The 26,522-nt window shown below is 52.7% G+C and carries 24 protein-coding genes and 1 tRNA gene (1 of these 25 cut by a window edge); 16 read left to right on the top strand and 9 right to left on the bottom strand.

Annotated features, from left to right (window positions below):
* Window positions 1-2: 2 nt before the first annotated feature.
* On the bottom strand, window positions 3-911 hold the full coding sequence (locus ACTU44_RS20465) for a LysR family transcriptional regulator (protein ID WP_181850160.1): 909 nt from the start codon (window positions 909-911) through the stop codon (window positions 3-5).
* Between the two features lie 123 nt (window positions 912-1,034).
* Here ACTU44_RS20465 and ACTU44_RS20460 point away from each other — a divergent pair, with 123 nt between their 5' ends.
* Window positions 1,035-1,634, top strand: a complete 600-nt coding sequence (locus ACTU44_RS20460) for a short chain dehydrogenase (protein ID WP_114097158.1) — start codon at window positions 1,035-1,037, stop codon at window positions 1,632-1,634.
* Window positions 1,635-1,817: 183 nt separating this feature from the next.
* Window positions 1,818-3,878, top strand: coding sequence for a putative bifunctional diguanylate cyclase/phosphodiesterase (locus ACTU44_RS20455; RefSeq protein WP_462096246.1), 2,061 nt, complete (start codon window positions 1,818-1,820; stop codon window positions 3,876-3,878).
* Between the two features lie 81 nt (window positions 3,879-3,959).
* Here the strand turns inward: ACTU44_RS20455 and ACTU44_RS20450 are convergent, their stop codons facing one another.
* Complete coding sequence (locus tag ACTU44_RS20450; RefSeq protein ID WP_114097160.1) at window positions 3,960-4,148, bottom strand: hypothetical protein; 189 nt, start codon at window positions 4,146-4,148, stop codon at window positions 3,960-3,962.
* A gap of 488 nt (window positions 4,149-4,636) precedes the next feature.
* Between ACTU44_RS20450 and rpmB the strand changes: the two genes are divergently transcribed.
* Together rpmB and ACTU44_RS20440 are read left to right on the top strand one after the other, a co-directional pair.
* Window positions 4,637-4,930 (top strand): 50S ribosomal protein L28, encoded by a 294-nt coding sequence (gene rpmB, locus ACTU44_RS20445; RefSeq protein ID WP_008889909.1) that lies wholly within the window; start codon window positions 4,637-4,639, stop codon window positions 4,928-4,930.
* 374 nt (window positions 4,931-5,304) lie between these two features.
* A complete protein-coding gene (locus tag ACTU44_RS20440; RefSeq protein ID WP_114097161.1) occupies window positions 5,305-5,871 on the top strand; it encodes an HNH endonuclease in 567 nt (188 codons plus the stop codon).
* Between the two features lie 84 nt (window positions 5,872-5,955).
* Here ACTU44_RS20440 and ACTU44_RS20435 read toward each other — a convergent pair whose 3' ends face one another.
* The 4 genes from ACTU44_RS20435 to ACTU44_RS20420 form a co-directional block, all read right to left on the bottom strand.
* Window positions 5,956-8,175 (bottom strand): TonB-dependent receptor, encoded by a 2,220-nt coding sequence (locus ACTU44_RS20435; RefSeq protein WP_462096245.1) that lies wholly within the window; start codon window positions 8,173-8,175, stop codon window positions 5,956-5,958.
* Between the two features lie 146 nt (window positions 8,176-8,321).
* Window positions 8,322-9,209, bottom strand: coding sequence for a helix-turn-helix domain-containing protein (locus ACTU44_RS20430; protein WP_462096244.1), 888 nt, complete (start codon window positions 9,207-9,209; stop codon window positions 8,322-8,324).
* A gap of 244 nt (window positions 9,210-9,453) precedes the next feature.
* On the bottom strand, window positions 9,454-9,978 hold the full coding sequence (locus tag ACTU44_RS20425; protein WP_114097163.1) for a disulfide bond formation protein B: 525 nt from the start codon (window positions 9,976-9,978) through the stop codon (window positions 9,454-9,456).
* Window positions 9,979-10,021: 43 nt separating this feature from the next.
* On the bottom strand, window positions 10,022-10,609 hold the full coding sequence (locus ACTU44_RS20420; RefSeq protein ID WP_462096243.1) for a YqaA family protein: 588 nt from the start codon (window positions 10,607-10,609) through the stop codon (window positions 10,022-10,024).
* 217 nt (window positions 10,610-10,826) lie between these two features.
* Between ACTU44_RS20420 and ACTU44_RS20415 the strand changes: the two genes are divergently transcribed.
* The 12 genes from ACTU44_RS20415 to ACTU44_RS20360 all read left to right on the top strand — a co-directional run bounded on the left by ACTU44_RS20415 (window position 10,827) and on the right by ACTU44_RS20360 (window position 24,331).
* Window positions 10,827-10,912, top strand: a tRNA-Leu gene (locus tag ACTU44_RS20415).
* A gap of 215 nt (window positions 10,913-11,127) precedes the next feature.
* Window positions 11,128-12,075 (top strand): cyclase family protein, encoded by a 948-nt coding sequence (locus ACTU44_RS20410; protein WP_114097165.1) that lies wholly within the window; start codon window positions 11,128-11,130, stop codon window positions 12,073-12,075.
* 53 nt (window positions 12,076-12,128) lie between these two features.
* Window positions 12,129-12,614, top strand: a complete 486-nt coding sequence (locus ACTU44_RS20405; protein ID WP_462096242.1) for a hypothetical protein — start codon at window positions 12,129-12,131, stop codon at window positions 12,612-12,614.
* A 148-nt stretch (window positions 12,615-12,762) separates the two neighbouring features.
* Window positions 12,763-13,800 carry a substrate-binding domain-containing protein gene (locus ACTU44_RS20400; RefSeq protein WP_114097167.1) on the top strand — a complete coding sequence of 346 codons (1,038 nt, stop codon included), beginning with the start codon at window positions 12,763-12,765 and terminating at the stop codon, window positions 13,798-13,800.
* A gap of 120 nt (window positions 13,801-13,920) precedes the next feature.
* The gene (locus ACTU44_RS20395) at window positions 13,921-15,453 is read left to right on the top strand and encodes a sugar ABC transporter ATP-binding protein (protein ID WP_462096241.1); all 1,533 of its coding nucleotides are present in this window, start codon (window positions 13,921-13,923) and stop codon (window positions 15,451-15,453) included.
* Window positions 15,450-16,505, top strand: a complete 1,056-nt coding sequence (locus tag ACTU44_RS20390) for an ABC transporter permease (protein ID WP_258548625.1) — start codon at window positions 15,450-15,452, stop codon at window positions 16,503-16,505. Before ACTU44_RS20395 ends, ACTU44_RS20390 begins: the two co-directional genes overlap by 4 nt.
* A gap of 20 nt (window positions 16,506-16,525) precedes the next feature.
* Window positions 16,526-17,488, top strand: a complete 963-nt coding sequence (locus tag ACTU44_RS20385) for a sugar-binding transcriptional regulator (protein WP_114097169.1) — start codon at window positions 16,526-16,528, stop codon at window positions 17,486-17,488.
* Complete coding sequence (locus ACTU44_RS20380) at window positions 17,488-18,483, top strand: aldo/keto reductase (protein WP_462096240.1); 996 nt, start codon at window positions 17,488-17,490, stop codon at window positions 18,481-18,483. The genes ACTU44_RS20385 and ACTU44_RS20380 overlap by 1 nt, the downstream gene beginning before the upstream one ends.
* 11 nt (window positions 18,484-18,494) lie before the next feature.
* The gene (locus ACTU44_RS20375) at window positions 18,495-20,189 is read left to right on the top strand and encodes a glycerol-3-phosphate dehydrogenase/oxidase (RefSeq protein ID WP_462096239.1); all 1,695 of its coding nucleotides are present in this window, start codon (window positions 18,495-18,497) and stop codon (window positions 20,187-20,189) included.
* A gap of 35 nt (window positions 20,190-20,224) precedes the next feature.
* Window positions 20,225-21,073, top strand: a complete 849-nt coding sequence (locus ACTU44_RS20370) for a class I fructose-bisphosphate aldolase (RefSeq protein ID WP_114097172.1) — start codon at window positions 20,225-20,227, stop codon at window positions 21,071-21,073.
* 4 nt (window positions 21,074-21,077) lie between these two features.
* Complete coding sequence (locus tag ACTU44_RS20365; RefSeq protein ID WP_462096238.1) at window positions 21,078-22,598, top strand: FGGY-family carbohydrate kinase; 1,521 nt, start codon at window positions 21,078-21,080, stop codon at window positions 22,596-22,598.
* Between the two features lie 128 nt (window positions 22,599-22,726).
* Window positions 22,727-24,331 carry a GMC family oxidoreductase gene (locus ACTU44_RS20360; RefSeq protein WP_462096237.1) on the top strand — a complete coding sequence of 535 codons (1,605 nt, stop codon included), beginning with the start codon at window positions 22,727-22,729 and terminating at the stop codon, window positions 24,329-24,331.
* Window positions 24,332-24,514: 183 nt separating this feature from the next.
* Here ACTU44_RS20360 and ubiV read toward each other — a convergent pair whose 3' ends face one another.
* The 3 genes in view from ubiV to ubiT are tightly spaced (at most 23 nt apart) and all read right to left on the bottom strand, a layout consistent with a single transcriptional unit that may run on beyond the window.
* A complete protein-coding gene (gene ubiV / locus ACTU44_RS20355) occupies window positions 24,515-25,411 on the bottom strand; it encodes a ubiquinone anaerobic biosynthesis protein UbiV (protein ID WP_462096236.1) in 897 nt (298 codons plus the stop codon).
* Between the two features lie 17 nt (window positions 25,412-25,428).
* Window positions 25,429-26,406 carry a ubiquinone anaerobic biosynthesis protein UbiU gene (ubiU, locus tag ACTU44_RS20350; RefSeq protein ID WP_336082913.1) on the bottom strand — a complete coding sequence of 326 codons (978 nt, stop codon included), beginning with the start codon at window positions 26,404-26,406 and terminating at the stop codon, window positions 25,429-25,431.
* Between the two features lie 23 nt (window positions 26,407-26,429).
* A protein-coding gene (gene ubiT, locus ACTU44_RS20345) for a ubiquinone anaerobic biosynthesis accessory factor UbiT (RefSeq protein ID WP_462096235.1) crosses the window boundary here: on the bottom strand, window positions 26,430-26,522 show its final stretch. Its footprint extends 618 nt past the window's final position; 93 of the gene's 711 nt are visible here — the last part of the coding sequence; its start codon lies beyond the right edge, outside the window; the stop codon is at window positions 26,430-26,432.

Raw genomic sequence — 26,522 nt, 5'->3', positions numbered from 1 at the left:
CGCTAGTCGGTTGTCGATGGAGACCTGGTTTCAAGCAGATCCGGGCGTTCGGTGAACCAGTTGTGAATGAAATCAATCATCAGCCGGTTCTTGATCGGAAGGTTCCCCTGATAGGGATAAACCAGATAGATCGGACGCAACGGTGACTTGTATTCTTCAAGGGCGGTTTCAATCCGTCCGGCCCTGATTTCCGGCATGGCGATATAGCGTGGCAGTCGGGCCACCCCAAGTCCCTGAACAGTGGCATTGCGGATCAGTGGATAATGATTGAGGCGCAAATTGCCCTCGGCCGTGATGGATGTCGGACCGTCATCGGAAAAGAACACCCACTTGCGATCCTTGTAATACTGGAAATTGACCAGACAATTGTGATCGGCAAGGTCGGCGGGCGTTTGTGGTTTTGGGTGTGCTTTCCAGTATGCCGGGCTGGCACAGATCAGCTCGGAAAGTTGGCCAAGCGGAATGGCAACCTGATCAGGATCATCGGTCAGGCCAGCCCGTATCGCGATATCAATATGGGCTGACTGCAAATCACGGAATGTATTTTCCAGCTCCATTTCAATCTGAATACGCGGATGAACCTGTTGGAACGCAACGATGATGTCGTGCAGGAACATCTCGCCAAAGGATACCGGGACGGTGATGCGAACGGTCCCGACCGGTTCGCCGCGAAGGGCTTCGACCGCTTCGAATGCGGCATCGGCACTTTGCGTGATGCTTTGGCAATAACCCAGAAAGGTCGCACCGATTTCGGTCAGTTCCAGTTTGCGGGTTGAGCGAAACAGCAATTGCGCGCCCAGCACATCTTCAAGGCGTTTGATATGCTGACTGATCAGCCCTTTGGATACGCCAGTGGCGCGGGCGGCATCGGTGAAACTGCCCTGTTTGATCACGGCAGCAAAGCTGCGCATTTCGCTCAGATAATCCTTCATTGTTTAAAATACTAAACGAATGGTTCGTAAATATCCAGATTATCGGCTGTACTGTTCTGTGAAATCATACATTCATCAAAATTTCCAGAATTGGAGGATGATATGAAAGTTCTGTTGATCGGCGCATCCGGGATCATCGGCAAAGGTGTCGATGCCGAACTGTCCCCGCGCCACGAAATTATCCGCGCATCGCGCACCAGTGGCGATGTGAATGTCGATCTCAAAGACATCGCATCCATTCGCGCGATGTTTGAAAAAATCGGTCCGGTCGATGCCGTGGTTTCGACCACCGGCAAGGTGCATTTCGGGGATTTTGCCGAAATGGACGAGGAAAAATATCGTATCGGGATTGATGACAAGCTGTTTGGTCAGATCAATCTGGTTCTGATTGGCCGTGAATATGTATCGGATCGCGCATCCTTTACCCTGACCACCGGTATCCTTGCCAAGGACCCGATCCAGTATGGCAGTTCGGCCTCGATGGTGAATGGTGCGATAGAAGGGTTTGTTAAGTCGGCCGCGATTGAAATGAAGCCCGGTCTTCGCATCAATGCCGTCAGTCCCGGTGTGATTACCGAGGCGATGGAAGGCTATGCACCTTATTTCCGTGGACATGATCCGGTGCCTGCTGCCCGTGCCGCACTTGGCTATGCCAAGTCGGTCGAAGGTTTGCAGACCGGGCAGGTGTTTGAAATATTTTGATCTTCTGACATGACCATTCCGGGGGAGAAGCAAGGTGATTGCTTTTCCCCCGATTGCATTTTGGCGCACATCACGAAAGCGTTTTCCTAATATTTGTGAAACTCGATATTCTCGTTGGTGTTCAGTATTACCTATGTATAGGATTATCTATTCATGCGATGAGGTTAGAGGCAGCAAGGCCAGATGGAAAAGCACGCCAGTTTGGTCAGGAAAATCGCAAGCCGATTTGTTGATCCCCAAATAGCGATAAAGGTCGGTGATGAACTTACCGGGAAGGTTCGGCGTGACCTTCTTGATCTGGCATATCGCAATAACTGGGCAAACATTCTGGTGAACCTTGCCGCAGCGTCGGGGCTTGTCGCGATATTGTGGCTGCAGGGCGATCTGGTCTGGGTGACGGCATGGTGGGCGATACTTGTTACCATCCTCTGTGCGATCCGGCTTTGGGGTGGTTATCTTTTTGCGCGCGCCCGTGCTTCTGTTGCTGAACTTGATGCCGACGCATACAGGCTTTGGCATGGGCGGTATGTGGTCGGGGTCCTGATCGCCGGTTTTCTGTGGTCGATGATCGGTGTTTTTGAAATTCCCACCGTGCGCGGTGAAAGCCAGTTCATGACGCTGATCATTATCGCCGGTCTGGCGGGCGGGGCGACGGGGATTCTGGCGCCTGTATTTCTTGTCGGGCGGATTTATCTGGTTGCATTGCTGTTTCCGCCTGCTGTGATCCTGACAGTGATGGCCGAGCCGAACTATGTTCTGGCCTTTCTGTCTTTGATCTTCCTGATTGTGATGCTGGTGACCCATCGAAACAATCATGCGGTGTTGTTCCGGTCCCTGGTGCTGAAACATCAGAATGTCGATCTGGTCGAGGATCTGCGCCAGAAGAACCGCATCACAGAGAACTGGAACGCAACCCTTGAAGCACGGGTGGCCGAGCGGACAGAAGAGCTCAGAAAGCTTGTTGAACACGATACCCTGACGGGGATTTTGAATCGTGACGGGATTGTTGCCTGGTTTAACAAAAAACGTCAGTCGACCGACAATCTTGATTATGCGGTCCTGTTTATCGACCTTGATCGTTTCAAGCAGATCAATGACGGGCTAAGTCACGCGATTGGTGACGAGGTTCTGCGCATCGTCAGTGAACGACTGAAGGTCTATATCGATGATCAGCATGCGGTTGGCCGTTGGGGTGGGGACGAGTTCCTGATGGTTCTCGCAGCCCCCCATGATGAGCTGCATGACCTTGTTGAAAGCACGATTGATCAGGCGCGTGCGTCGATCAGTCAGCCAATCCTGATTTGTGGTCATTCCCTGCATATCGGCTTTAGTACCGGAATTGCCTTTGCTGCGGCACGTAATCCGGGAATTTCGGAATTGATCCACTGGGCTGATCTGGCGGCGGCGGATGTGAAGCGTTCGGGACGTGGCAATGTGCGCAGTTATGACCGCACGCTTTTGACCGAACAGGAACGGCGGCTGGCAATCAATCAGGCCTTGCGTCGCGCCCTCGGCGCTGACGAATTTTATATTGAATATCAGCCGGTCATTAATGCGGTAAGCGGGGCGATTGTTTCCTACGAAGCGCTTTTGCGCTGGAATAGCAACGAGCTTGGTCTTGTGCCGCCCGACGAATTCATTCCTATTGCAGAGGAAAGCGCATTAATCGTCGATATCGGTGAATGGTGCCTGCGCGAGGCGTGCAAGACGATTCGTTCCTCGACCGAAGATGACACCAGGATTGCGGTCAATGTCTCGATCCGCCAGCTGGTCGCGCCGCGATTTCCGGAAATAGTTTCAGGCATTCTTGAAGAGGCGGGGCTTTTGCCAACCCGGCTTGTGCTGGAAGTGACAGAATCAATCTTTGAAGAACGTCAAAGGGCTCTGATCGCGAATGTGATTGATCAGCTGTTTGATATGGGGATCGGTATTCACATTGATGATTTCGGAACAGGCTATTCATCGCTGTCGCGTCTGCATCAAATCCAGATTGATGCGGTCAAGATCGACAAATCCTTTGTTCTCAAGATGGATGAGAATGCACGGGTGGTGATCGAAGGTGCAATTCTGATTGCACACCGCTTTGGCTTGCAGGTCATCGCCGAGGGGGTTGAAACCGAACATCAGCGGAGCATGCTTGATGGCATGGGTGTTGATGCCTATCAGGGATATTATTTTGCCCGGCCGGGCGCTGTTCCGTGCGTTGATTGCCATTGGCAAACGGATGTGCCGGTCAGGATATGAAGTATGGCAGGGACCATAAAGAAACGGCCTGACCGCAGGTGCGACAGGCCGTTTTAGTGCCATTCTGATGGGGGGGCAGAATCAGCGGCTGAAATCAATCAGTACAAGGAAGCTGACCGGTACAAGTGCCAGTGCAACGTAAATCCAGAACGATGCGACAGGGACACCTAAATGCGCCAGCACAAAGCCGACAAGATAAAGTACCAGACCGATCACTGCGACCAGTAGAATGCCCAACAGTGGCAAGGATACGTTGCTATCTGTTTTCATGTCCCGTCATGCTCCCGAAACGGATTTTTTAACTCATGGTGTTGAAGTTAACATTCTTTACGCGCATGCGTTTTGATCCGTATCAATGATCGTCATAGATTAAGTGACCCGTGCCCGTCGTGGTCTCTATATATAAAGATAGTGGATAGCGGGTCCGTATGTCGGGAATGCTTGTCGGGATGTCCGTCATTCAATCGAGAATCGGTCACGATCACAACCGCTGCTCTTGGAATTGCCTGTCAAAGCAGACTTTGATACTGACGCGCAGGTTTGGAAAGGAGCAGATTCCGTGCGGTTGAGTTGGGTAAAATGCGACCCAAACCACGGTTTCCCGCCAAAACGGGCCAGATAAGCGTTTTTGTCGCAGATTTCGGTTGATGAAGGCTTGACGACATTGGTCAGAGGCGGTAATAACCCGGCTCCAAGCGCGGGCCTGCATGTTCAGGCCAAGCGTCCTTTTGCGAATTTATAGACCAGGAGATCAGGTCATGGCACGTCGCTGCCCGGTATCCGGCAAAGGCGTTTTGGTCGGCATGAATGTGAGCCACGCCCACAATCGTACCAAACGTCGTTTCCTCCCGAACCTGCAGCCGACCTCGCTGCTTAGTGAGTCGCTCGGTCGTTCGGTGCGTCTGCGTCTGACCACCAATGCTGTCCGCACCATCGAAAAACGTGGTGGTCTGGATGCATATCTGCTCAGCACTGCAAATGCAAAGCTGCCGGCAGATTTGGTGAAAATCAAACGCCAGGTCGCCAAAGCTGTTGAAGCAAAAGCTGCCTAATTCAGGCTTCTGCTTTACAGACAGATTTTACGAAGGCTCGCTTCTGGCGGGCCTTTCGTTTATCTGATCGCAGGGCTTGGTTCCAAGCCCACAAGACAAGCTGCACCATCATTGATGGGCAGCTTTTTTTGTGGCTTGCGGCATAGGCGGATGGTCGGAGTCGCCTGATTTCGGGGCATCCGGATTTGACAAAACGCGACTCGGCGGCAGACGGACTTTGCGCTTTTGCGAAAATGGTCTATACTTTGCTCTATCAGTGGTTTACGTCGCCGCGTCGCCTGGTTTGGTGAAACGTCACGATTTCTTCATCACCAGCGATTCCCGAACCTGCTAAACAAGGCAAGCGACTCGGTAAACACGGTGGAGCGGATGGTATGCATTTATCGCCCAATGCGTGTCCGGCACTTGTTCTTAACGCCGACTTTCGGCCGTTGAGCTACTTCCCGCTGTCTCTTTGGTCCTGGCAGGATACGCTCAAGGCGGTCTTTCTTGAACGCGTCGATGTTCTTTCGGAATACGACCGCGAAGTACGTTCCCCATCCTTTAAAATGAAGCTGCCGAGCGTCATTTCGCTCAAGGAATATGTGCCGCTCAAAAGCAGTCCGGCCTTCACACGATTTAACGTCTTTTTGCGTGATGAGTTCTCCTGCCAGTATTGCGGGGATCGCCTGCCGACCAACGAGCTGACCTTTGACCATGTGATCCCGCGTGCGCGCGGTGGACGTACCAACTGGGAAAATATCGTCACGGCCTGTTCGGACTGTAACCTGTTCAAGGGTAGTCGATCGGTCCGGGAAGCTGGCCTGCGACTGCGCAGGACGCCGGGGCAGCCCTCCATGCATGAACTCCAGTCAACAGGACGCCGTTTCCCGCCGAACTATCTCCATGAAAGTTGGCGGGATTTTTTGTACTGGGATACCGAACTGGAATACGACTTCTGATCCGGTCTTGCTCGGAACCTGCAAAACAGAAAAGCCGACGGAAAATCCGTCGGCTTTTCTGTCTGAATAGATCGCCAGTAACTTTTAGAAGTTGGCCGTCAGGGCCAGCTTTGCCGTCAATGGTGCGCCCATCGTGATGTATTCGCTATCGGTGCTGGCACTTGCCCAATAATTGTTGTTGGTCAGGTTTTCGATATTGCCGCGGAAGGTAACCGGATAGCCATACAGCGTTGTATTGTAGCGCCCCCCAACGTCAAGGCGTGTCCATTCGTCGAGCTGCAGCGTGTTTTCGTCATCAACAAACTGCGGGCCGCTATGGATAACCCGACTTGTTAATGTCGCCCCCCGCAGGAACGGCAAATCATATTCGACACCGAATGTTGCCTGATATTCGGCAACACCCTTTGCCCTTTTGCCGTCATTGGTCCGGTTATCGGTGTCCTGCAATTCTGAGTCGATATAGGTCAGGCCGCCAAGCAGACGGAAGCCTTCAACAGGTTCGCCAAAGGCCGTAAACTCAATCCCGCGATTTTGCTGTTCACCGTTAGTGTCTTCAATATTGGTGGTGCTGTCCTTGTAAACAGAAGGCTTTTCAATTTGGAAAAGTGCAATACCGCCGCCAAAAGTACCAAAGTCGGCTTTCACGCCAGTTTCAAACTGTTTGGAGACATAAGGTGCCAAAACAGATCCGAAGTTCGCTGCACCGGTATCGGTGACCGTTTTGCCTTTTGACAGGCCTTCAATGTAGTTGGCGTAAACCGACCATTCATTCGTCACCTTGCCGACGATGGCAAACATTGGTGAGTCCGCACGTGAGTCGTAGTAGGAGTTCTGTGCGCCTGTGCCAAGATTATATCCCTTGGTGTTGACCTCTTGATGGCGAATACCCGCGGTGAGTTCAATCCGGTCATTCAGGAAGCCCATGGTGTCGGCGATATAATAGCTGACAAATGTGTTCTTGCTGCTCAAGGGAAGATCATTGAGGTTGCCGCCGGTGAAGGTGACCGTCGAACTGTGGCTGTCTGCACCGGAACCATAAATGCTGCCAGTCTGACTAGAATAGAACTCATAGGCCTGATAATTCTTTTGCCAGATCCCGGAAATCCCGAGATTGACTTCATGGTTAACAGGCCCTGTTTCAAACTTTTGCCGGATGCCAGCCATTGAGCTCAGATCGGTATTCTGGAAGTTGATGACACTACTTCCAAATGAAGCTGTTCCATCAGAGCTATTCAGGGTGGGGGTGGCATAACCGCCTTCTTCTTCCGAATTACGACCGCCAAGAACCACATAGGCCATCGTGCTATCGGTAAGGTCATATTCGCCACGTACCTGACCGATATAGTCCTCCAGATCACTATAGGTCCATGCACTGGCATAGTTGTGACTTGCGGATGGCGCGTTGGGGATACTGGTAAGGGCGCTTCCGATATTGACCGACGGGCGAGCCTGGGAAATATAGTGCTGGTTGATGATGCCATCGACTGTAACGCGGGCATTCTCGCCGTTGAAATCAAGTGCAAGAGATGCAAGGCGCGTGGTTACTTCTTCGTCATCAATGCTGGTTTCCCCGTCACGATAAACGGCGTTGGCCCTTGCACCAAACTGGTCAGCAGAGCCAAACCTGCGCCCAATATCGACATGGGAGCCAAAGGTTTTACCGTTTTCCGTACTTCCGGTAAGACTTGTCACGGGATCATCTGTCGCCCGTTTGGGAACAAGGTTAACCGTTCCACCAATGCCGCTGGACCCCGGAGGCATACCGTTGAGGAACGCAGAGGCACCTTTCAGGAGCTCAACCCTTTCATAAGTCTCGATGATTGCTTTCTGACGTGGTGCTGTGCCACTTACCCCGTCAAGCGAGATATCATCGGATTGCAGGTCGTAACCGCGAATATTGAACCGGTCTGCGAAGTTGCCATAGCCGGTTGAATTGACGACCGAAGGGTCATTCAAAAGGACGTCTGCAACATCCTGAGCTTGCTGGTTTGTGATGAGCTCACTGGTATATGACGTTGTACTAAAGGGCGTATCCATCACATCCTTGTTGCCAAGAACGCCTGCGCGACCACCGGTTGCCACCTGACCACCGGCATAAACGGGCGGGGTCGGATCGCCCGGTTCTGCTTCGCTATCAGCTTCGATGACAATGGCCGGGGTTTCGGTTGACCCGGTGTTTTCCGCTTCGCTCGACGTCGTATCATTGGTCGACTGCGCCCGTGCAAAGTTCGGCGCCGCAAAAACCAATGCGATCGCAGTGCCCAGCAAAAGGGTCGAAGACAGTTTCTGTCCTGTAAAACGCATTTGGGAATCCCTATCGGTTGTCTCTGGCGACGACCTGCTGGGCGGGAACCGGCGGGCCATCTTGAATGATGGGCCAGTCGATATCACGCGCGCGGGGGTGGAATATTGAACCCGATTTGTCCGGATTGAACGGAATTTGGCTTAATTCAGGCGATCTGTTCCTTGCGCCAGGCACCCGGCGTGGTTCCGACGATCTTGCGAAAGACACGGGTCAGATGGGCCTGATCAGCAAAACCGACGCCAACCGCAACCGATGCCAGTGGCGTGTCACCTTTTTTCAGCAGTTTTTTTGCCCGTTCAACACGGGCTTTCATTTGCCATTGCTGGGGCGGCATGCCTGTGGATTCACGAAATGCAGAACAGAAATAGGATTGAGACAGGCCGGTCAGTTGGGCGAGTTCATCAAGCCGGATGGTCCGCCCGCAATTCTGTTCGATGTAATCGACCGTTTTGCGCAGCTGATAGGGGGCGAGTTTGCCACGCTTGCGCTGTGGTTCCGTGGCTGGCGACGGGCCAAGAAGGGCAGCAGTCAGGGCTGTTACCAGTCCTTCGCCGTAAATCTGCGGGGCTGCCATACCGGTCTCAAGATCGTCGGCAAGCAGCCGCACAAGCGCATTGATGCGCGGATCGCAGAACCCGATCCGGGGTGTTTCAAGTGCCCGCCGGTCAAGGATGCTCCCCATTGAACGTTCAAGGGCTTTGACATCGAGATGAATATCAAGATGACGCAGGCGGCATTTGCCAAGAACTTCCGATGATACCTCCATCCCCGCGGGGATATAGGAAAGGCATCCCTGCCCACGATGGCTGCGGGTAGTTGTGTCACTTGAAGCCCGGACTTCGACGCGTCCGTCACCGATACAGTCCAGAATGGCGACCAGACGCGGTGCGCGCGAGACATAGGTGCCGCCCGCTTCCTGTTCGCATTCGACATGCCACAGATCGGTGATGGCTGCGTTCCAGCGCCGGAAACGCAAATCATCCAGAAGGGAAATACCTTCGATCTTGCTGGTCATTCGTGGATGAAATGTCATCTTGGTCAATCCTGCGTCAGTCCTTTGGTCCGGGTTCTGAAAGGGACTCTCTTGAGAATCGCAGGGCAAATATAGCCGGGAATGTCCTGCAAACAATAACAATTCTCATTATCAAAAGCAGAATTGTTCATTCACCGGTCAATTGATCGCGTTTGGCGGGTGGCCGGATACAAACAAACCCGCCCGGAGTGCGGGCGGGTTTGATGGGACGAACGATGACGTTTGTTCCGGGCGTCTTTTGATTCTAGAGGCCGTGTTCGCCTTCTTTCTTCATCCAGCGTGACGGTGCGATGAAGCAGAAAATGGTAAGGGCTGCCGAGAAGAAGACATTGACCGTGGGCATGGTGATGCCAAACAGGGTCCAGTCGATTTTGTCGCAACGAATAATCGGCTGGGCAAGAAGCTGTGCCTTAAGTTCGGCAAGCGAACTTGCACCACTTTGCACTCCGCCACACATCGCCGGTCCCTGCCACCAGAGTTCCTGAACGCCGACGTGATAAATGGCAATGCCGGTGCCAACCGCAAAGGTCAGCCCGCAAAGATAGACGATTGCACGTGCGGCCTTGGGGAAGCGGATCAGAAGCAGGGCCAGAACAGACAGGCCGATCACGATATAGAAGGGCTTGCGCTGATACAGGCACAGAATGCAGGGCAGTAGTTTCTGAACATACTGCGCATAAAGAGCAAATCCGATGCTGCCGCTTGAGACCAGGAACAGGATAATCGGTGCGAAGGCCGGGATATAGCGCGGGCGAAGCATTTTGAACATCAGCAAATCCGTATCTCGTCTTCCTTGAAATGTGCTCATGGGGTCACCCGTGCGGGATCAGTTTGATTGCGGCGAACCCACCGACAAGAACCACGATAAATATGGTGAAAACGAGGCCCAGCCGTTTTTCGATGAAATCACGAATGGCCGGGCCGAATTTCCAGATCAGGGCCGCAATGACAAAGAACCGCAATCCACGGGCAAAGATCGAAGCAACGGTAAAGACCACCGGATCAAGTGCTGTGACACCCGACAGGATCGTAATGACCTTATAGGGGAACGGAGTGATGCCGGCGATCAGCACAGCCCAGGCACCCCATTCATTATAATAGTCTTTGAACTGATCGAACTTTGCGCCATAGCCATAAAGCTCCAGCACCGGACGGCCGACCGTTTCAAACAGGAAGAACCCGATTCCATATCCGATCAGACCGCCCAGAACCGATCCGACAAGACAGATCAGCGCATAACGCCAGGCCTTGGTTGGAGCTGCAATGATCATCGGGATCAACAGGATATCTGGCGGGATCGGAAAGACCGAGCTTTCAATCGCAGCAATAAAGAACAATGCCCAAGCGGCTTGACGGTGACCCGCCAGGTTCATGGTCCAATCATAAAGACTGCGGATCACGGCAATCGCGCCTTATCTTGTTTAGCTATGGTCTGGTGAATGGCGCAGGGCCTTGAAACTCGGCGCGATCAAAGCGCATTTTGCGACCAATCGCAATGATGCAGTTGATGATCGCAAAATCAGCAACATTTTTGCACAAAGCCCCATTGACCCCGCGAAATTTACAGCTATTATCCCGCCCGTCGATGGAGGGTGCGATCACGCACCCAGATTGCCTGCCCCTGTGGCGGAATTGGTAGACGCGGCAGACTCAAAATCTGTTTCACTTAGTGAGTGGGAGTTCGATTCTCCCCGGGGGCACCATCGCTTTTTTCCGGTAGATGATATTAACAAGACCGCAGGCTCATGTGAGTCTGGTTGTCGCCTTGCATGTTTTGCCGGAGCGGTAACCGATCATTCCAACGTTGTGGTTGATCGTATTCCGCTCAAATCCCCCTTGAAAGTCTCCGTTTTCAGCCATTTTTTGTTGGCACCATAATTGCAATTTTCTGACTCCTTATCAACTTAGGGAGGAAAAAATGCAAAAAGCAAAAATGTTTGTCACGGCTTCCATGATGCTGGGTTTTATCGGTGCAACCGGCGTTGCTTCTGCCGATGAACGATTCACGTCGCCGTTTGGGCCCGATGACCAGATCGGTGCCGCAAACTATCTGACTGCCGAAGTTACCCTTGCCGCGAGCAAGTTGATATCCGAAGGGAAAGTCTACTCGCTTGGTATGGAGATTTCACGTGATACACCGGCATTTGCGCCGCGTGGTGTTGCTGTAACTGTTTTCTCGCCGGGGCAAAGTGGTAACAAGACCCTTGGCAGCAATTCCGGGACATATAACGACGACATGTTCACCGGTTGGCTTGGTGTGGGGACGCAGATTGACGGTTTGGGGCATCTTGGCGATCACCACACTTACTACAATAACAACCATGCTGAAGACATGGTGGCAGCTACGGGCCTGACCAAACTGGGTATTGAGAATGTTCCGCCAATGGCGACGAGGGGTGTGTTGCTCGACGTTGCTGCGATCAAAGGAACCGGGCGGCTCGAGGGTGGATATGTCATTACCCTTGATGATGTACTGGCAGCACAAAAGGCGGCCGGAACTGAAATTCGCAAGGGGGACGTGGTTCTTGTCCATACCGGATGGCTTGATCTGGTTGGACAGGATAATGCACTTTATGGTTCGACCGAGCCTGGCATCGGCTTGGAAGCCGCGGAATGGCTGGCAAAAAAAGGGGTCGTTGCTGTCGGAGCCGACACGTGGGGGCTGGAAGCCGTTCCCCATGAAGATTCGACGGCATTCTTCCCGGTTCACGTAAAACTTTTGGCGGAAAACGGTGTTTATATTCTTGAGAATATCGTCACCAGGGACCTGGCCGAAGATCGGGCGTACGAGTTTCTTTTTGTTCTTGGTCAGGCAAAGCTTAAGGGTGCCGTCCAGATGATCATAAATCCGGTCGCCATTCGTTAAGCCTGTTGCTTGATGTCACAGATCTTTGAGGACCGGCGGCCAGGTGATCAAACATGCCGCCGGTCTTTTTGCCGGGTTGTAAACGGGTGTTTGCAAGCAGCAAAGTCGGAATACGCTCCGATAGTTCGCGTCGATATCGCTTGCGGTCATGTCGCGCAGGCATGTTTCAAGTTGCGTGTCAGATAAAGGTCACGGGCCGCAAGATCATCTTCCTGTCATTGTCGAACCACCTGTCCGTCACGGCAGAGCTTCAGGCTGCATTGGTGATGTCGGCTTGGAAAATTGTATTTTCCGAGATGTTAGACGCAGCAGGGTGCGATTCCAGCCCCGATAAATTTCCATTACCCAAGCCAAAAATTGATCACAGTCATACCTTGCGACCAGCAAGGTTGAGTGTTTCGGGCGTTTCCCGCTGGCTAGGTGGCAAGGTTAAGCAAAAAATATCGAGGAAAATTCGGATAGAAAACGATCTTCTGAAAATTTCTTTGCGGGCGGAAAGCGTTGGTTTTGCAAGCTTACGCGGCGACATTTATGGTTGAAATATATTTCATGTTGACTCCCGAAACGGGATCAATCCAAATGAATGGTAGATATTTCCAGATGTGAAATATCTACCATAAATAACATTATGCGAACCACACCGTGTCCTGGAAAGCCCGGAACTGGTTACGCATTAGGGAGGATAACATGAAAATCAAATCAATGCTGCTGGGAACAGCAGCGGCTGCTTTCTTGACTCTCACTGCGTCTTCGGCAATGGCGCAGGATACTAAAAAAAGCGCATTCCAGTGTGAGCCCGGCGAGCTTTATGCCATGAACGTCATGGTCAGCGGTGTCGAATACTGGTTCCCTGTCTATGAAATGTTCAAGCAGGCTGCGCAGCAGATGGGATGTGACACGGTTTATACCGGCACGCCGGAATATGATGTGAACAAGCAGATTGCGACCTTTGAACAGGTTCTGGCGCGTCAGCCAGCCGGCATCATGGTTCATCCGATGAACTCTGATCCGTTCATCGCACCGATCAATCGTGCTGTTGAGCAGGGCGTGGCTGTCGTCACCTTTGCCGCAGATTCTCCGAATTCGAAGCGTTCGGCCTATATCACCTCGAACAATGACCGCGAAGGAGCAGCTGCGGCTGATGCCATTGCCGAGGCTATGGGCGGATCCGGTGAATATGCAGTTCTGGAGAATCCCGGGCAGGACAACCATGATCGCCGCGTTTCGGCCTTCATCGCCCGCATGGAAGAAAAATACCCGGATATTAAGCTGGTTGCTCGCGCGGCATCAAACCAGGATCCGACCAAGGCCTATAACGCTGTTCTGACCATGCATCAGGCACACCCGAACCTTGGCGCTGTCTTTATGCCAGAGGCAAACAGTGCACTGGGTGCAGCGCAGGCGGCCATCGAGACCAAGGCAGATATCAAGGTGATGACTGCTGACGTGAATGCCAAGATCCTTGATATGATCAAGGCAGGAGAGGTCTTTGGTTCAATTAACCCGAACCAGGGTATTCAGGGTTACATGGGCTTCATTTCCCTGTTCCTCGCAGCACATCCGGATCTGATTGATCCGATGAATGACTATATGCGGGCTGGTGCCAACCCGATGATGGTTCCCTACATCGACAATGGCTATGCGGTCGTGACTGCAAAGAATGCCGATGACTTCTATTGGGAAGATTATCTGAAACGTCGCGGTACCAAAGGTATCGAAGAATAAGGACATCTAGATCTGGTCGCTATGCCCATGGCGACCAGAAGACCCTTCCTTTCGGTCCTCCCACTTTGATTGGTCGAAAGGAAGGGCTGCCCTTCTTTTCATCGCAAGGCATCCGGTTTTATGCAGCCCATTCTAGAAGTTCACGACATTCATAAATCCTTCGGCCCGGTGCAGGCCCTGCGCGGTGTTCAACTGTCGCTGATGCCCGGCGAGGTCCATGCCCTTATGGGGGAAAATGGTGCGGGAAAATCCACGCTGATGAATATTCTCAGCGGTGTATTCCCGCCTGACCAGGGACGTATCCATTTCAAGGGACGTGACATAGTTCTTTCCGACCCGGCAAAAGCGCAGGCACATGGCATCGGTCTGGTACATCAGGAAATAGCACTGTGCCCGGACATTTCCGTTGCAGAAAATATCCTGATGGCAGCGACCAACGCGCGTACCTCATTTTTGATGAATGATCGTGAATTGCGCGAACGTGCCAAAAAAGTTCTGGCCGATCTGATGCCGATACCCGTTGATGAAAAAGTCGGAAATTTGCCAATCGCCAGTCAACAAATTGTCGAGATTGCCAAGGCCCTGACCCTTGACTGTGATGTGCTGATTTTCGATGAGCCAACTGCGGCACTGACAGATAGTGAGGCCGAAGCCCTGTTTCGGATCATTGCTGATCTGAAGGCGCGCAATATCGGCATCATCTATATCAGTCACCGTATGGCAGAAATCTTTGCGATTTCTGACCGGATCACGGTGTTCCGGGACGGGACTTTCATTGACACCCTGATGACGGAAGATACCAGCCCTGATGAAGTGGCAACCAAAATGGTTGGCCGCGAAATCCTTCATCAGTTTCCGGCAAAGAACCCTGATCTGAAAGGGGGGATGTCATCGGTCATGTCTGTGCGTGAACTAAGTGATGACGGTTTCCTGAAAGATATCAGCTTTGATTTGCGCGAGGGCGAGGTTCTGGGTCTCGGCGGTTTGATAGGTGCCGGACGCAGCGAACTTGCACATGCGATTTGTGGACTAAGCCGCAAAACCGCCGGATCCGTGGCAATGCGCGGCAAACCTCTGAATATCGAAAGTTATGCCGAAAGTATTCGGAACGGGCTTGTGTATCTGTCTGAAGATCGTAAGGGATCAGGCGTGTTCCTTGACCTGTCGATTGCTGCAAACATCACGGCCCTTGATCTTCGGCATGTCAGCTCAAAGGGATTTGTGCTCCAGCGCGAAGAGGAAAAACGGGCAGAGGAACTCGGCCGTCTGCTTTCGTTGCGCTGTGCTCATGTCAGTCAGCCGGTATCTGCGCTCAGCGGTGGAAACCAGCAAAAGGTGGCAATCGCCAAGATGCTTTCGGTGCACCCCGATATCATCATTTTTGATGAACCGACCCGCGGTGTTGATGTTGGTGCCAAGAGCGAGATTTACACCATCTTGCGTAATCTGGCGTCCAAGGGGGTCGGGGTTCTTGTTATCTCGTCCGAGATGCCTGAACTGATTGGTCTTTGCGATCGCATTATTGTTCTTCACGAAGGCAGAGTTGCCGGTGAAGTCGAAGACGAAAATATGACCGAAGAAAAAATCATGAAACTGGCTTCGGGGCTTTCCCGCCAGAACGCGGTCGTGAAGGAACGGGAGTTGGTGTCATGACATCGGTCAAGGCCTTGAAACCAGAAACCAAAACGAAAAACGAAACACAGAATGCGGAGGCAACCCAGTTGAACAAGGGTGTGCAAAACCGAATGTTGGGAATTTTCAAAGCGCGTGAAGCGGGGCTTGTTGCCATCATCCTGATTATTTGCATCGCGATGAGCTTTGCCTCGCCCTATTTTCTGACCTGGCAAAATTTCCGGGCCATGTTGCTGTCTTTCTCGATTGAGGGGATTGTCGTGGTCGGGATGACAATTCTTTTGATTGTTGGCGGAATTGATCTTTCTGTCGGTTCGGTCGTGTGTCTGGCCATGGTGATTGGTGGCAAGCTTTTCCTGATGGGGATGGATCCCTGGTCGGCAAGTTTGATTGCAATTCTGGCATGCGGCTTTATCGGCTTCCTTATGGGGCAATGTGTAACCCGCATAGGACTTCACTTCTTTATCGTGTCACTGGCCTTCATGGTCATCGCACGTGGCCTTTCATTGCTGATCACAAAGGGGACGCCGCAATCGCTGTTTACCCTGCCGCCAAGTTTCAAATTTATCGGACAGGGTGATATTGCCGGAATGCCGTTTGTGATCATCCTGTTCTTTGCGCTGGTTGTCTTTTTCGACCTTTTGCTGCGCCATTCAACCATCTTCCGCAAAGTCTATTACACCGGCAGCAACGAAAAGGCGGCGCTGTTTTCAGGGATCAAGACCAAGCGTATCAAGATTTTATGCGCGACCCTCTGCGGACTTTTGTCCGGTGTGGCCGGCGTTGTCTATATGGCGCGTTTCGGTGCCGCGACGCCGCAGTTCGGTATTGGCATGGAGCTTAGCGTGATTGCGGCCGCGGTAATTGGCGGCGCCAGCCTGAATGGTGGATCGGGAACCATCTTTGGTGCGGTTCTTGGTGCGGCCCTTCTGTCACTGGTGACAAGTTCCCTCATCCTGCTTGATGTGCCGGTTTACTGGCAGGACATCATTCGCGGTCTGATTCTTCTGGTCGCGGTTTCGGCGGACCATCTGCTCAATCGCCGCAAGCGCAGCGCATCGGCCAAATCGTAATCGCGTCAGGAACAAAAAGAATGACCAACAGTACAGAATTCGAGCGACTGCGACGCCTGCACAAGGTTCTGGTGATGTTCTACGAACAGAATATTTCCCAAGCCAAAATTGCGGAACTGACAGGTTTGTCACACACCACAGTTAACCGGCTGGTGAAGGAAGGCCAGGAGCGTGGACTGGTCGAGATTACCGTCAAGTCACCCTTTGGCAATATGACGGATCTTGGGGCCCTGATCGCGGAAGCGGGACGGATTGAAAACGCGATTGTGGTGCCGGAAGTCTCGACCGACCCCAAGATCACGATCAAGTCTACGGCGGATGCGGCCGCAGCCGCTTTGTTTGAAAAACTTGAAGATGGCATGACCATCGCAATCTCAGGCGGGGTTGGTGTCAGTGCGATTGTCGAGGCAATGAAACCAAAACGTACATATGACGTGACGGTTGTGCCGGGAACCGGCGGGGTTCAGGGAAAATATTACACGGATGTCAATCAGGTTTCGATGGCAATGGCCGAAAAGCTTGGGGGGCGTGCGCTTCAGCTTCATGCACCAATTATCGCGGGTTCACGAGAAGCACGTGACACTTTGCTGGATGTCCGTTCGATCCGTGACGTTTTTGATATTGCCCGCAAGGCCGATATTGCCGTGATGGGTATCGGGTCAGTGCGCGAGAGCACATCAACCTACCTGTCTCTTGATGACGATATCGACCGTGACGAAGTCCTCGCTGCCGGGGCAAGTGGTGAATTGCTGGCGCATCTGATCAGCAAGGATGGCGCCCCGTGCGACTATTCGGGCAATGACCGTGTGGTTGCCCTTACCCTTGATGAATTGCGTCAGATCCCGCACCGCTTTGCCATTGCCAGTGGTCAACACAAGGCAGAGCCGATTGCAGCAATTTTGCGCGGTGATTTCCTGACAACCTTGGCGATCGATGAACAAACCGCCTATGCGGTCAGCGACATACTAAAAGGAGATGCCTGATGGCACAGCTTATTCGTGAAATTGGAAAATCCGGTGTATCGGCATCAGCAATTGGGCTTGGAACCTGGGCGATGGGGGGCTGGATGTGGGGGGGGCATGATGATGCCAACTCCATCAAAGCCATTCAGGCGTCAATTGATGCAGGTATCTCGCTGATTGATACAGCACCTGCCTATGGTCTTGGTCGTGCCGAGGAACTTGTTGGTCAGGCTATCGAGGGACGCAGGGACCAGGTGGTGATCGCGACCAAGTGCGGCATGGTCTGGGATACGGACAAGGGCAACTATTTCGTCGATGAACATGACAAGAAAATCCACCGTTATCTGGGGGCAGAGTCTGTCCGTGCCGAACTTGAAAGCAGCCTTAAACGTCTGCGCACAGACTATATCGATCTTTACATCACCCATTGGCAGGACCCAACAACACCAATTGCCGAAACAATGGGGGCCCTTCTTGATCTGAAACGTGAAGGCAAGATCCGCTCAATCGGGATCAGTAATGTGAATGCTGGCGAGATGAAACAGTATCTGGCCGCCGGGCAACTTGATTGCATCCAGGAATGCTACAACATGCTCGAACGTCAGCTTGAAGAAGAACTCGTGCCGCTCTGTCTTGAGAACAATGTGGCCGTGCTGAGTTATTCTTCGATGGCGCTTGGTTTGCTATCGGGCAAGATCGGGCCGGACCGCGTGTTTGAAGGCGATGATCTTCGCCGGGACAACCCGAAATTCTCGGTCGAAAATCGCAAGCTGGTTGCCGATTTCATGAAGGTTCTGCTTCCGATTGCTGATGCGCATAATGTCGAGCCGGGACAAATTGTGATCGCATGGACGATTGCGCAAAAGGGCATCACCTTCTCGCTATGCGGGGCGCGAAATGCGCAGCAGGCCTTGGAAAATGCCCGCGCCGGTGAAATCGTCCTGTCTTCTGATGAACTTGCAATCATTGACCAGGCAATTGTGGCCCATCTTGGCCCAGTCGCACGTGCGGCCTGATTGACAATAAGATGACACAGAACTCTCAGGATAAAACAATCCCGAAACGGGCCACCGTTGTTGTGGTCGGGGGCGGGATCAACGGGATCAGTGTGTTCCGTGATCTGGCCTTGCAGGGAATCGATGTTGTGTTGCTGGAACAGAGAGATTTCTGTTCCGGTGCAAGTGCGGCACTTTCGCGCATGGTTCATGGTGGATTGCGCTATCTGGAAAATGGCGAGTTCCGGCTTGTCCGGCAATCCCTGCAAGAACGCGACCTTCTGTTACGCAATGCACCGCACTACGTATTTCCGTTGCCGACGCTGGTGCCGATTTTTGATGTCTTTAACGGGTCAATGGCATCTCTGAAACGTTTCATTGGTCTTGGAAGCGGGCCGTCGCGGAGATCCGCGATGATGATCAAGATAGGCTTGATGCTCTATGACTGGTTGTCGCGCAAAAGCCGCACCATGCCAGCCCATCAATTCGTCTCGCGCAAGAAACTTCATGCGATGACCCCTGATCTTTCGCCGGATGCCAAGTTCGGGGCGATCTATTATGACGCTTGGGTCAAGTATCCGGAACGTCTTGGTGTCGAGATGATCCTTGATACGCAAGAAGCCTGTCCGAACGCCAGTGCACATTCCTATATCGCGGTCGAAAAAGTCGAAGGTAAAAATATCCACTGGCGCGACCGCCTGACCGGCGAGACCGGTACGATTGCCCCCGATTTGGTTGTTAATGCAACCGGTGCCTGGGTTGATTTCACTAATCTGGCCTTATCTGGCGGACAGGAAAACGACACGCCACGCTTTGTCCGCGGGACCAAGGGATCGCATCTGATGATCCGTAACAAGCAGCTGGCCGCTGCTTTGGATGATCAGATGGTTTACTACGAGAATGCTGACGGACGGATCTGCATTGCCTTTAATTATCTTGGTGTCTCACTGGTCGGGTCGACAGATATCCTGATTGATGATCCCGAACTCGCGCGCTGCGAACAAAGCGAAAAGGACTATATGCTTGACGCGTTGCGTTTTGTTTTTCCTGAAATCGAGATCAGGCAGGACGATATCGTTCATGTCTTTACCGGTGTGCGGCCATTGCCCGTCAGTGATGCGGATGCTACGGGCCGGATCAGTCGTGATCATTCGCACCGCGAACAGGAACCTAATGACAAACGTGATTTCCCGGTCATCAGTCTGATTGGCGGGAAGTGGACAACATTTCGCGTATTTGGCGAAGAAATTGCCGATGTGGTTTTGAAGCGTCTGGGACGCAAACGCCAATGCAGCACAAGCCATCTGCGTATCGGAGGCGGTCGTGATTTTCCGAATTCCGAGAGCGATCTGGATGACTGGGTCGGGGCTGAACTGATTAATCTGACAGTTGATCGCCCGACCCTTGAACGCCTTGCCGAACGTTATGGCAGCCGGGCTATAGAGATCGCGCGTTTTTGCCAGTCGGGTCCGGATGCTCAACTTGTCGCAGCATCAGCATATTCCCGTCGGGAGATCGAATTTCTGATCCGCAATGAAAAAGTGCGCAGCCTTTCCGACATCTTGTTACGCCGCACAGGCATCGGTTTGGAAGGTGGGATCACACAGCCTTTGATTGATGAAATCGGAACGCTGATGTCTGACGTGCTGGGTTGGACTGCATCCGAACTTGAACATCACAAACAGTTGCTGGGTGAAGAGCTCGGCAAAAAACACAGCATTGTCTGAAGAATGAACCGGGCAATCCGGTCAGAGGAGGAAACATGTTCGTATCGAAAAAAGTGCGCTTGAACCGTTTGATGAAAAACGGCCGTTGTCTTGATGTCGCCATTGACCATGGTGTTTGTAATGAACCCAGCTTCATGCTCGGTCTCGAAGATGTGCAGTCGGTGGTTAACACACTGGTTGATGCGCGGCCCGATGCCATTCAGATGAATTACGGGCAATCCGACCTGTTGCAGACATTGCCGGGGGAAAACCGCCCGGCACTGGTGATGCGTGTTGATATGGGTAATCCATATAACAAGGAACGCCATCGTTCGATGTGGGCGGTGATGCAGAACGAAAGTGATCCGATTCTGCCGGCATTGCGGATGGACGCGGCCTGTGTCGTGGTCAATCTGTTCATGCTTCCGGACGAACCAGACCTGTTCCGTCAGTGTGTGCAGAACATTTCGAAGCTTGGCAATGATTGTGAAAAATATGGAATGCCATTGATGATCGAACCGCTTGTCATGCAGCCCAACAGCGCACGCGGCGGATATCTTGTCGATGGTGATACAGAAAAAGTCACGACCCTGGTACGTCTGGCACGTGAAATGGGTGCCGATATCATCAAGGCGGACCCGACGGACGATCCTGAGGACTTCCACCATGTTGTTCAGGCCGCGCGTTGTCCGGTTCTGGTCCGCGGTGGTGGCAAGGCCGATCTGCGAACTGTGTTTGACAATTCTGCGGCCCTGATGGCGCAAGGGGCTCACGGCATGGTTTATGGTCGCAACATCTATCAACATGATAATCCCAAGGCGGTCGTCGCGGCCCTGATGGCGATGATTCACGACGGAGCCGACGGGGCCAAGGCGTGGGATATCTATTCCGGGTTCGAAGGTTAAGCTGATGGCGCGCTATTTTCTTGGAATTGATGCGGGCAATACGGTGGTCAAAACCGTGCTGTTTGATGCCGCTGGCAGCGAAGTTGCCCATGCCTCCCGCGAGGCTGTGTCACATTGTCCTGCCCCGGGGTTTGTGGAACGTGACATCGACCAGTTACGTAATGACCTTTTGGAAGTGGTGGCGGAAGTCATCAGGAAATCCGGTGTCAATACATCCGATATTGCCGCAATCGGCAGCGCCGGGCACGGCAATGGATTGTATCTTCTGGGGGCGGAAGGCAAAGCGCTTTTAGGGGTTCAGTCCCTTGATACACGCGCAAACGGGCTTGTTGATGATCTGACCCGTGATGGTGTTGGGGATATAAGTTATCCGATTTCCGGGCAGCGTCCCTGGGTCTCGCAGACACCGACGTTGCTTGCCTGGGTCAAGCGCGAACGCCCGGATATTTATGGGGACACCCGCGCAGTTTTGTTGTGCAAGGACGTGGTGACACATGCGCTGACCGGGGTACTGGTCAGTGATATTTCCGACATGGGCGGATGCGGAATGTTGCGTATGCCCGAGAATATATACGACGATGATTTACTTGATGCCTTTGGCATTCTTGATGCGCGGGACAAACTGCCGCGTCTTGCGCATCCAAGCGAGATTGTTGGTCATGTCACGGCGGAGGTGGCGGCTAAAACCGGCCTTAGTGTCGGAACCCCGGTTGTTGCAGGCTTCTTTGACGTGATTGCAAGTGCACTGGGATCGGGTGTTGCCCGTCCGGGACAGGCATCAATGATTGTCGGCACATGGAGCATTAACCAGATCATCCTCGAGAATATCGATTTCCAGAGTGAGAACGAAATTTTCATGTCATCTGGTTATGCGGATGGTCGCTTCATGTCGATTGAGAGTTCGGCGACGTCTGCGGTTAATCTGGAATGGCTGGTTCGGGAATATCTTGAGCATGATGCCGAAGTCGTAAATGGCAAATCACCATTTGACCTTGCCAATGAGCTGGTTGCCCAAAGCAAATTTGGTCTGGATGGCCCCTATTACCATCCGTATCTGTATGGTGCACCATGCAACGGTACAGCCCGTGCAGGATTCTTTGGTGTCGGTGGATGGCATGGGCGAGCCGATATGTTGCGTGCCATCTACGAAGGTGTGACCTTTGCGCATCTTCAACATATGCACAAGTTGCGGGCGACCGGTGCTCATTTTGACAAGATCATTCTGTCGGGTGGCGGAGCACGCAGTACAATCTGGCCTCAAATTATTGCCGATATTCTTGAACTGCCCCTCAGTGTTGCGAAATGTCAGGAGACAGGTGCGCTCGGCGCGGCAATGGCTGCTGCTGTTGGTGTTGGTATGTATCATGACTACGATCAGGCAGCAGACAGCATGGTCAGGATGGATCGTCATTACAGCCCCGCCCCGGAAGCAAGCGAGATCTATCGCAAACGCTTTGCAATGTGGCGTGATCTGGAAGCGGCGATGCTGCCATTCTGGTCACGGTTTGCTGCGGCAAACGCCTGATTTCAGATATTCAGCCCCCTGTTGCGACAGTGTGTAACAGGGGGCCTTTCACCTGAAAATTCGACAAAAGACTGTTCTGACTTATGAACAGGGGCGTCGTCATGCCTGTCCCTTTGCGGAGACAACAGATGTCTTTCGATAATTCTTCTTTTGATTTCATCATTATCGGTGCCGGATCCGCGGGATGTGTATTGGCCAACCGGCTCAGTGCAGATCCGAATAACCGGGTTCTGCTGATCGAGGCAGGGGGGAAAGACAATTATCCCTGGATACATATTCCGGTGGGTTATCTGTTTTGTATTGGAAACCCCCGAACTGACTGGCTCTATGAAACTGCGGCGGAAAAAGGACTGGGGGGACGGTCGATTGCCTATCCGCGTGGCAAGGTTCTTGGTGGATGTTCGTCCATCAACGGCATGATCTATATGCGAGGCCAAGCCGCAGATTATGATCGCTGGGTTGTCGAGGGAGCAACAGGTTGGGGCTGGGACGATGTACTGCCCTATTTCATCAAATCGGAGAATTATCACAGTCCGTCAAATGCTCATGGCAGTGACGGGGAGTTGCGGGTTGAAAAACAACGCCTGCGTTGGGACGTGCTTGATGCTGTGCGTGATGGCGCCGAGGAACTCGGCATTCCAAAAACGGACGACTTCAACGGAGGCAGTAACGAAGGATCGGGATATTTCGATGTGACCCAGAAACGCGGCGTGCGCTGGAGTGCGGCCCGTGCTTTTCTGAAACCGGTGATGCATCGCCCGAACCTTTCAGTTTTGACCAAGGCAACTGTTGTCAGGCTTGAACTTGATGGCACAGTTGTGCGTGGTGTGCAGTATGAACGTGGTGGCAAAACCGAGTTTGCATCTGCAAATCGTGAAGTAATCCTGAGCGCGGGTGCGATCGGAACGCCGCACATTCTGAAGGTCTCGGGCATTGGGCCGGCACAAGAACTGCGCAATCATGGAATTGAGGTCAAACACGACTTGCCCGGCGTTGGCGAGAACCTTCAGGATCACCTGCAAATACGCACAGCATTTCGGATAACGGGTGCAAAGACACTTAATGAAATGCAGTCCACCCTTGTTGGCAAAGCCAAGATCGCATTGGACTACGCACTACGCCGTCGTGGTCCGATGGCAATGGCACCCAGTCAGCTTGGTATTTTTACGCGATCCGATGAGCGCTATGAAACGCCCAATATCGAATACCATGTGCAGCCCTTGTCGCTCGACAAGTTCGGTGCGCCTTTGCATGACTTCCCGGCCATCACGGTTTCGGTATGCAATCTGCGGCCAACCAGTAAGGGACGCGTGACACTGACCTCTTCTGATCCGCATGCGGCTCCCCACATTGCCCCGAACTATCTTGGTACCGATCTGGATCGGGAAGTCTCGGTGCAATCAATCCGTCACGCCAGAGCCCTGATGGCAACAAAGAATATGGCGCAATATTGCCCGGTCGAGTTTGCACCAGGTGCCGAAGTTACTTCTGACGAGGCCTTGGCAGATGCAGCAGGCAAGGTCGCAACCACGATCTTTCACCCGGTAGGCACGGCAAAGATCGGTCCCAAAGATGATCCGATGGCGGTCGTTGATGAGCAGCTTCGTGTGCGCGGGGTGGAAAATTTACGGGTTGTTGACGCCTCCGTTATGCCTTCAATCGTCTCGGGCAACACACATGCGCCCGTTGTCATGATTGCGGAGAAAGCAAGTCAACTAATCATCGGGGGATAGCGGAATGTGCAACGCATCTGGCTATTCTTGGGGTTGACCATCGTCAAGGTCAGCTTCTTTGATTGCGATATAGTAGCCCGACAACAATGCATTGAATTGCTGACTCCCCGAAATTGCAATGTATTGTAGGGCTGCGCTTTCCGTCGCAGCCCTTCTTTTTTGATTTTTGTCGGGGTGGTGTGGTTATTCGGCGCGTTGCCCCAATGTGCTGCGCAATTCTGCACCCGGTAAACCGTGCAAGAAACCGTCAGAGAATGCCATCTGCAGAGGCATCTCCTGAAGGTTCCGGCGTAGCTCGCCAGCATCAATTTTACGATCGAGCAACTGACGATAGAGTTGTGCAACTTCCATCATGTCCAGGCTATGTGGTGACAGGCGGAATGCACTGACACCGGCATCCTGCAACTCTCCGATATTGTCAGAGAGTTCTACATAGTGGTTGGATAATGTCTGCAAGCCATTAACTGCGAGAAATGGCGCATCGTCGAGTGTTGCGACTTCCATGCCATCAAGCTGTTCACCGCAAACATATCTGCAACCGTCCTTGTGCAGGCCTTGCGCGCGCGCAGAATAACAACGCGCGGAAATAGCCAAAGGCATTCGACCAAACACCTGAACTTCAATTTCTGCAGATTTGCGCGTTTCGCACAGTTGCGAGATTGACGATAAAGGCAACTCCCAGGGAAGCGAAATACGCTTTGCCGCCCGGCTCTCGAAATATGAAAACGTGCTTTCGTTATAGATATTGATATAGGGACCGATGACATGTGGACGATCTGCAAGCAAGCCAGCTGCTGAAATATCATTGGCCTCAATAAGAAGATCAGGCATCTGGGTGATTTCGTTTATCAGTGCGTTTTCGCGACTGTTCATCACCAGCGCAAGTGTTGAGAAAACAACCTCCTTGCCAGCCCGCTGGAGGCGTTCAATTACATCTGGCAAATGCTTGTCAAAAAATGGCATGCGTTTGGCGCAGACAACTTCTCCGACATGGACTGTGTCAATGTCTGTCTCATCGGCAATCTTTGCATAAAAATCACGTTTCCGGTTTTCGTCCCAGTGAAAGAGAACGGGACCCATAATAAGTCGTGACTTTGTCATTGCCAGCCTCTCCGGTATGCGCCTGTAGTATCGCTTTGTCCTTCGCTAAGGGTATTCAGACTTGTCTGCTCGACCAGCTTGCCCTGGGCAATCCGGTCAAGAGATGCCCGAAAGGCACTGACAACCTGGGAAATATAGGCCTTCCCGCGTTGGCGCCCCTCAATCTTCAGGGCGGTGACACCCGCCTTTGCCAGTTCAGGCAGCATTCCGGTGACATCCAGACTGGTTGGTTCCTCAAACAGATATCCCGATTTGTCCATGGCGCGAAAACGGCCTTTGCAAAGGGTCGGATAGCCGACCTTCTCGTCCTGATCGTAAATATTGATTGTAAAGTCACCCAGTCGGGAAACCGTCATATCGTCGCGTTCCTCATAGCGGACATGGGCGGCGGGTGAACATACGCCATTCATATTCGGGCTTTCGCCGGTCGCATATGACGATAGTGAACAACGACCTTCCGCCATCACACACATGCCACCAAAGGCAAAGACTTCTGTCTCAACCGGGATGCGGCTGTTGAGATATGCGATTTCCTCAAGTGAAAGAACGCGTGGCAAAACGACACGGCGAACAGCAAACTCCCGATGGTAGAATTTGATCGCCTCTTCATTTGAAGCCGATGCCTGAACTGAAAGGTGAAGTCTTGCATCCGGATGGCGGTCCCGCGCATACCGCAACAGGCCAATATCTGCGAGAATGATGGCGTCAACACCAATTGCCACAGCATCATCGATTGCAGCATGCCATATGTGTTCGATACCGGCCTGCGGATAGGTGTTGCATGCAAGGTAAACATGCACATCATGTTTGTGGGCGTGTTCGACAGCGTTGCGAAGTTCGTCGCGCGAAAAATTCAGGCCCGGAAAGTTGCGGGCATTCGTCGCATCGCGGAAACCGCAATAAACAACATCTGCACCGGCATCGACGGCGGCATGAAGACTGGCAGGTGTCCCTGCCGGACAAACGAGTTCCATATCGTTCCTCTGACTGGCTTGGGCTATTTGTGATCGGGAAGGGCAAAGTCGTCTTTGGCTGACACCGCCGGGGAATATTGCGTTCGGCGACTGCTGCGCTGCACGGATTTTTCGAG

The sequence above is a fragment of the Thalassospira sp. SM2505 genome (genome assembly GCF_054901115.1).
Note: the sequence above shows the minus strand (reverse complement) of the source record. Positions and strands in the feature narration are given on the sequence as shown.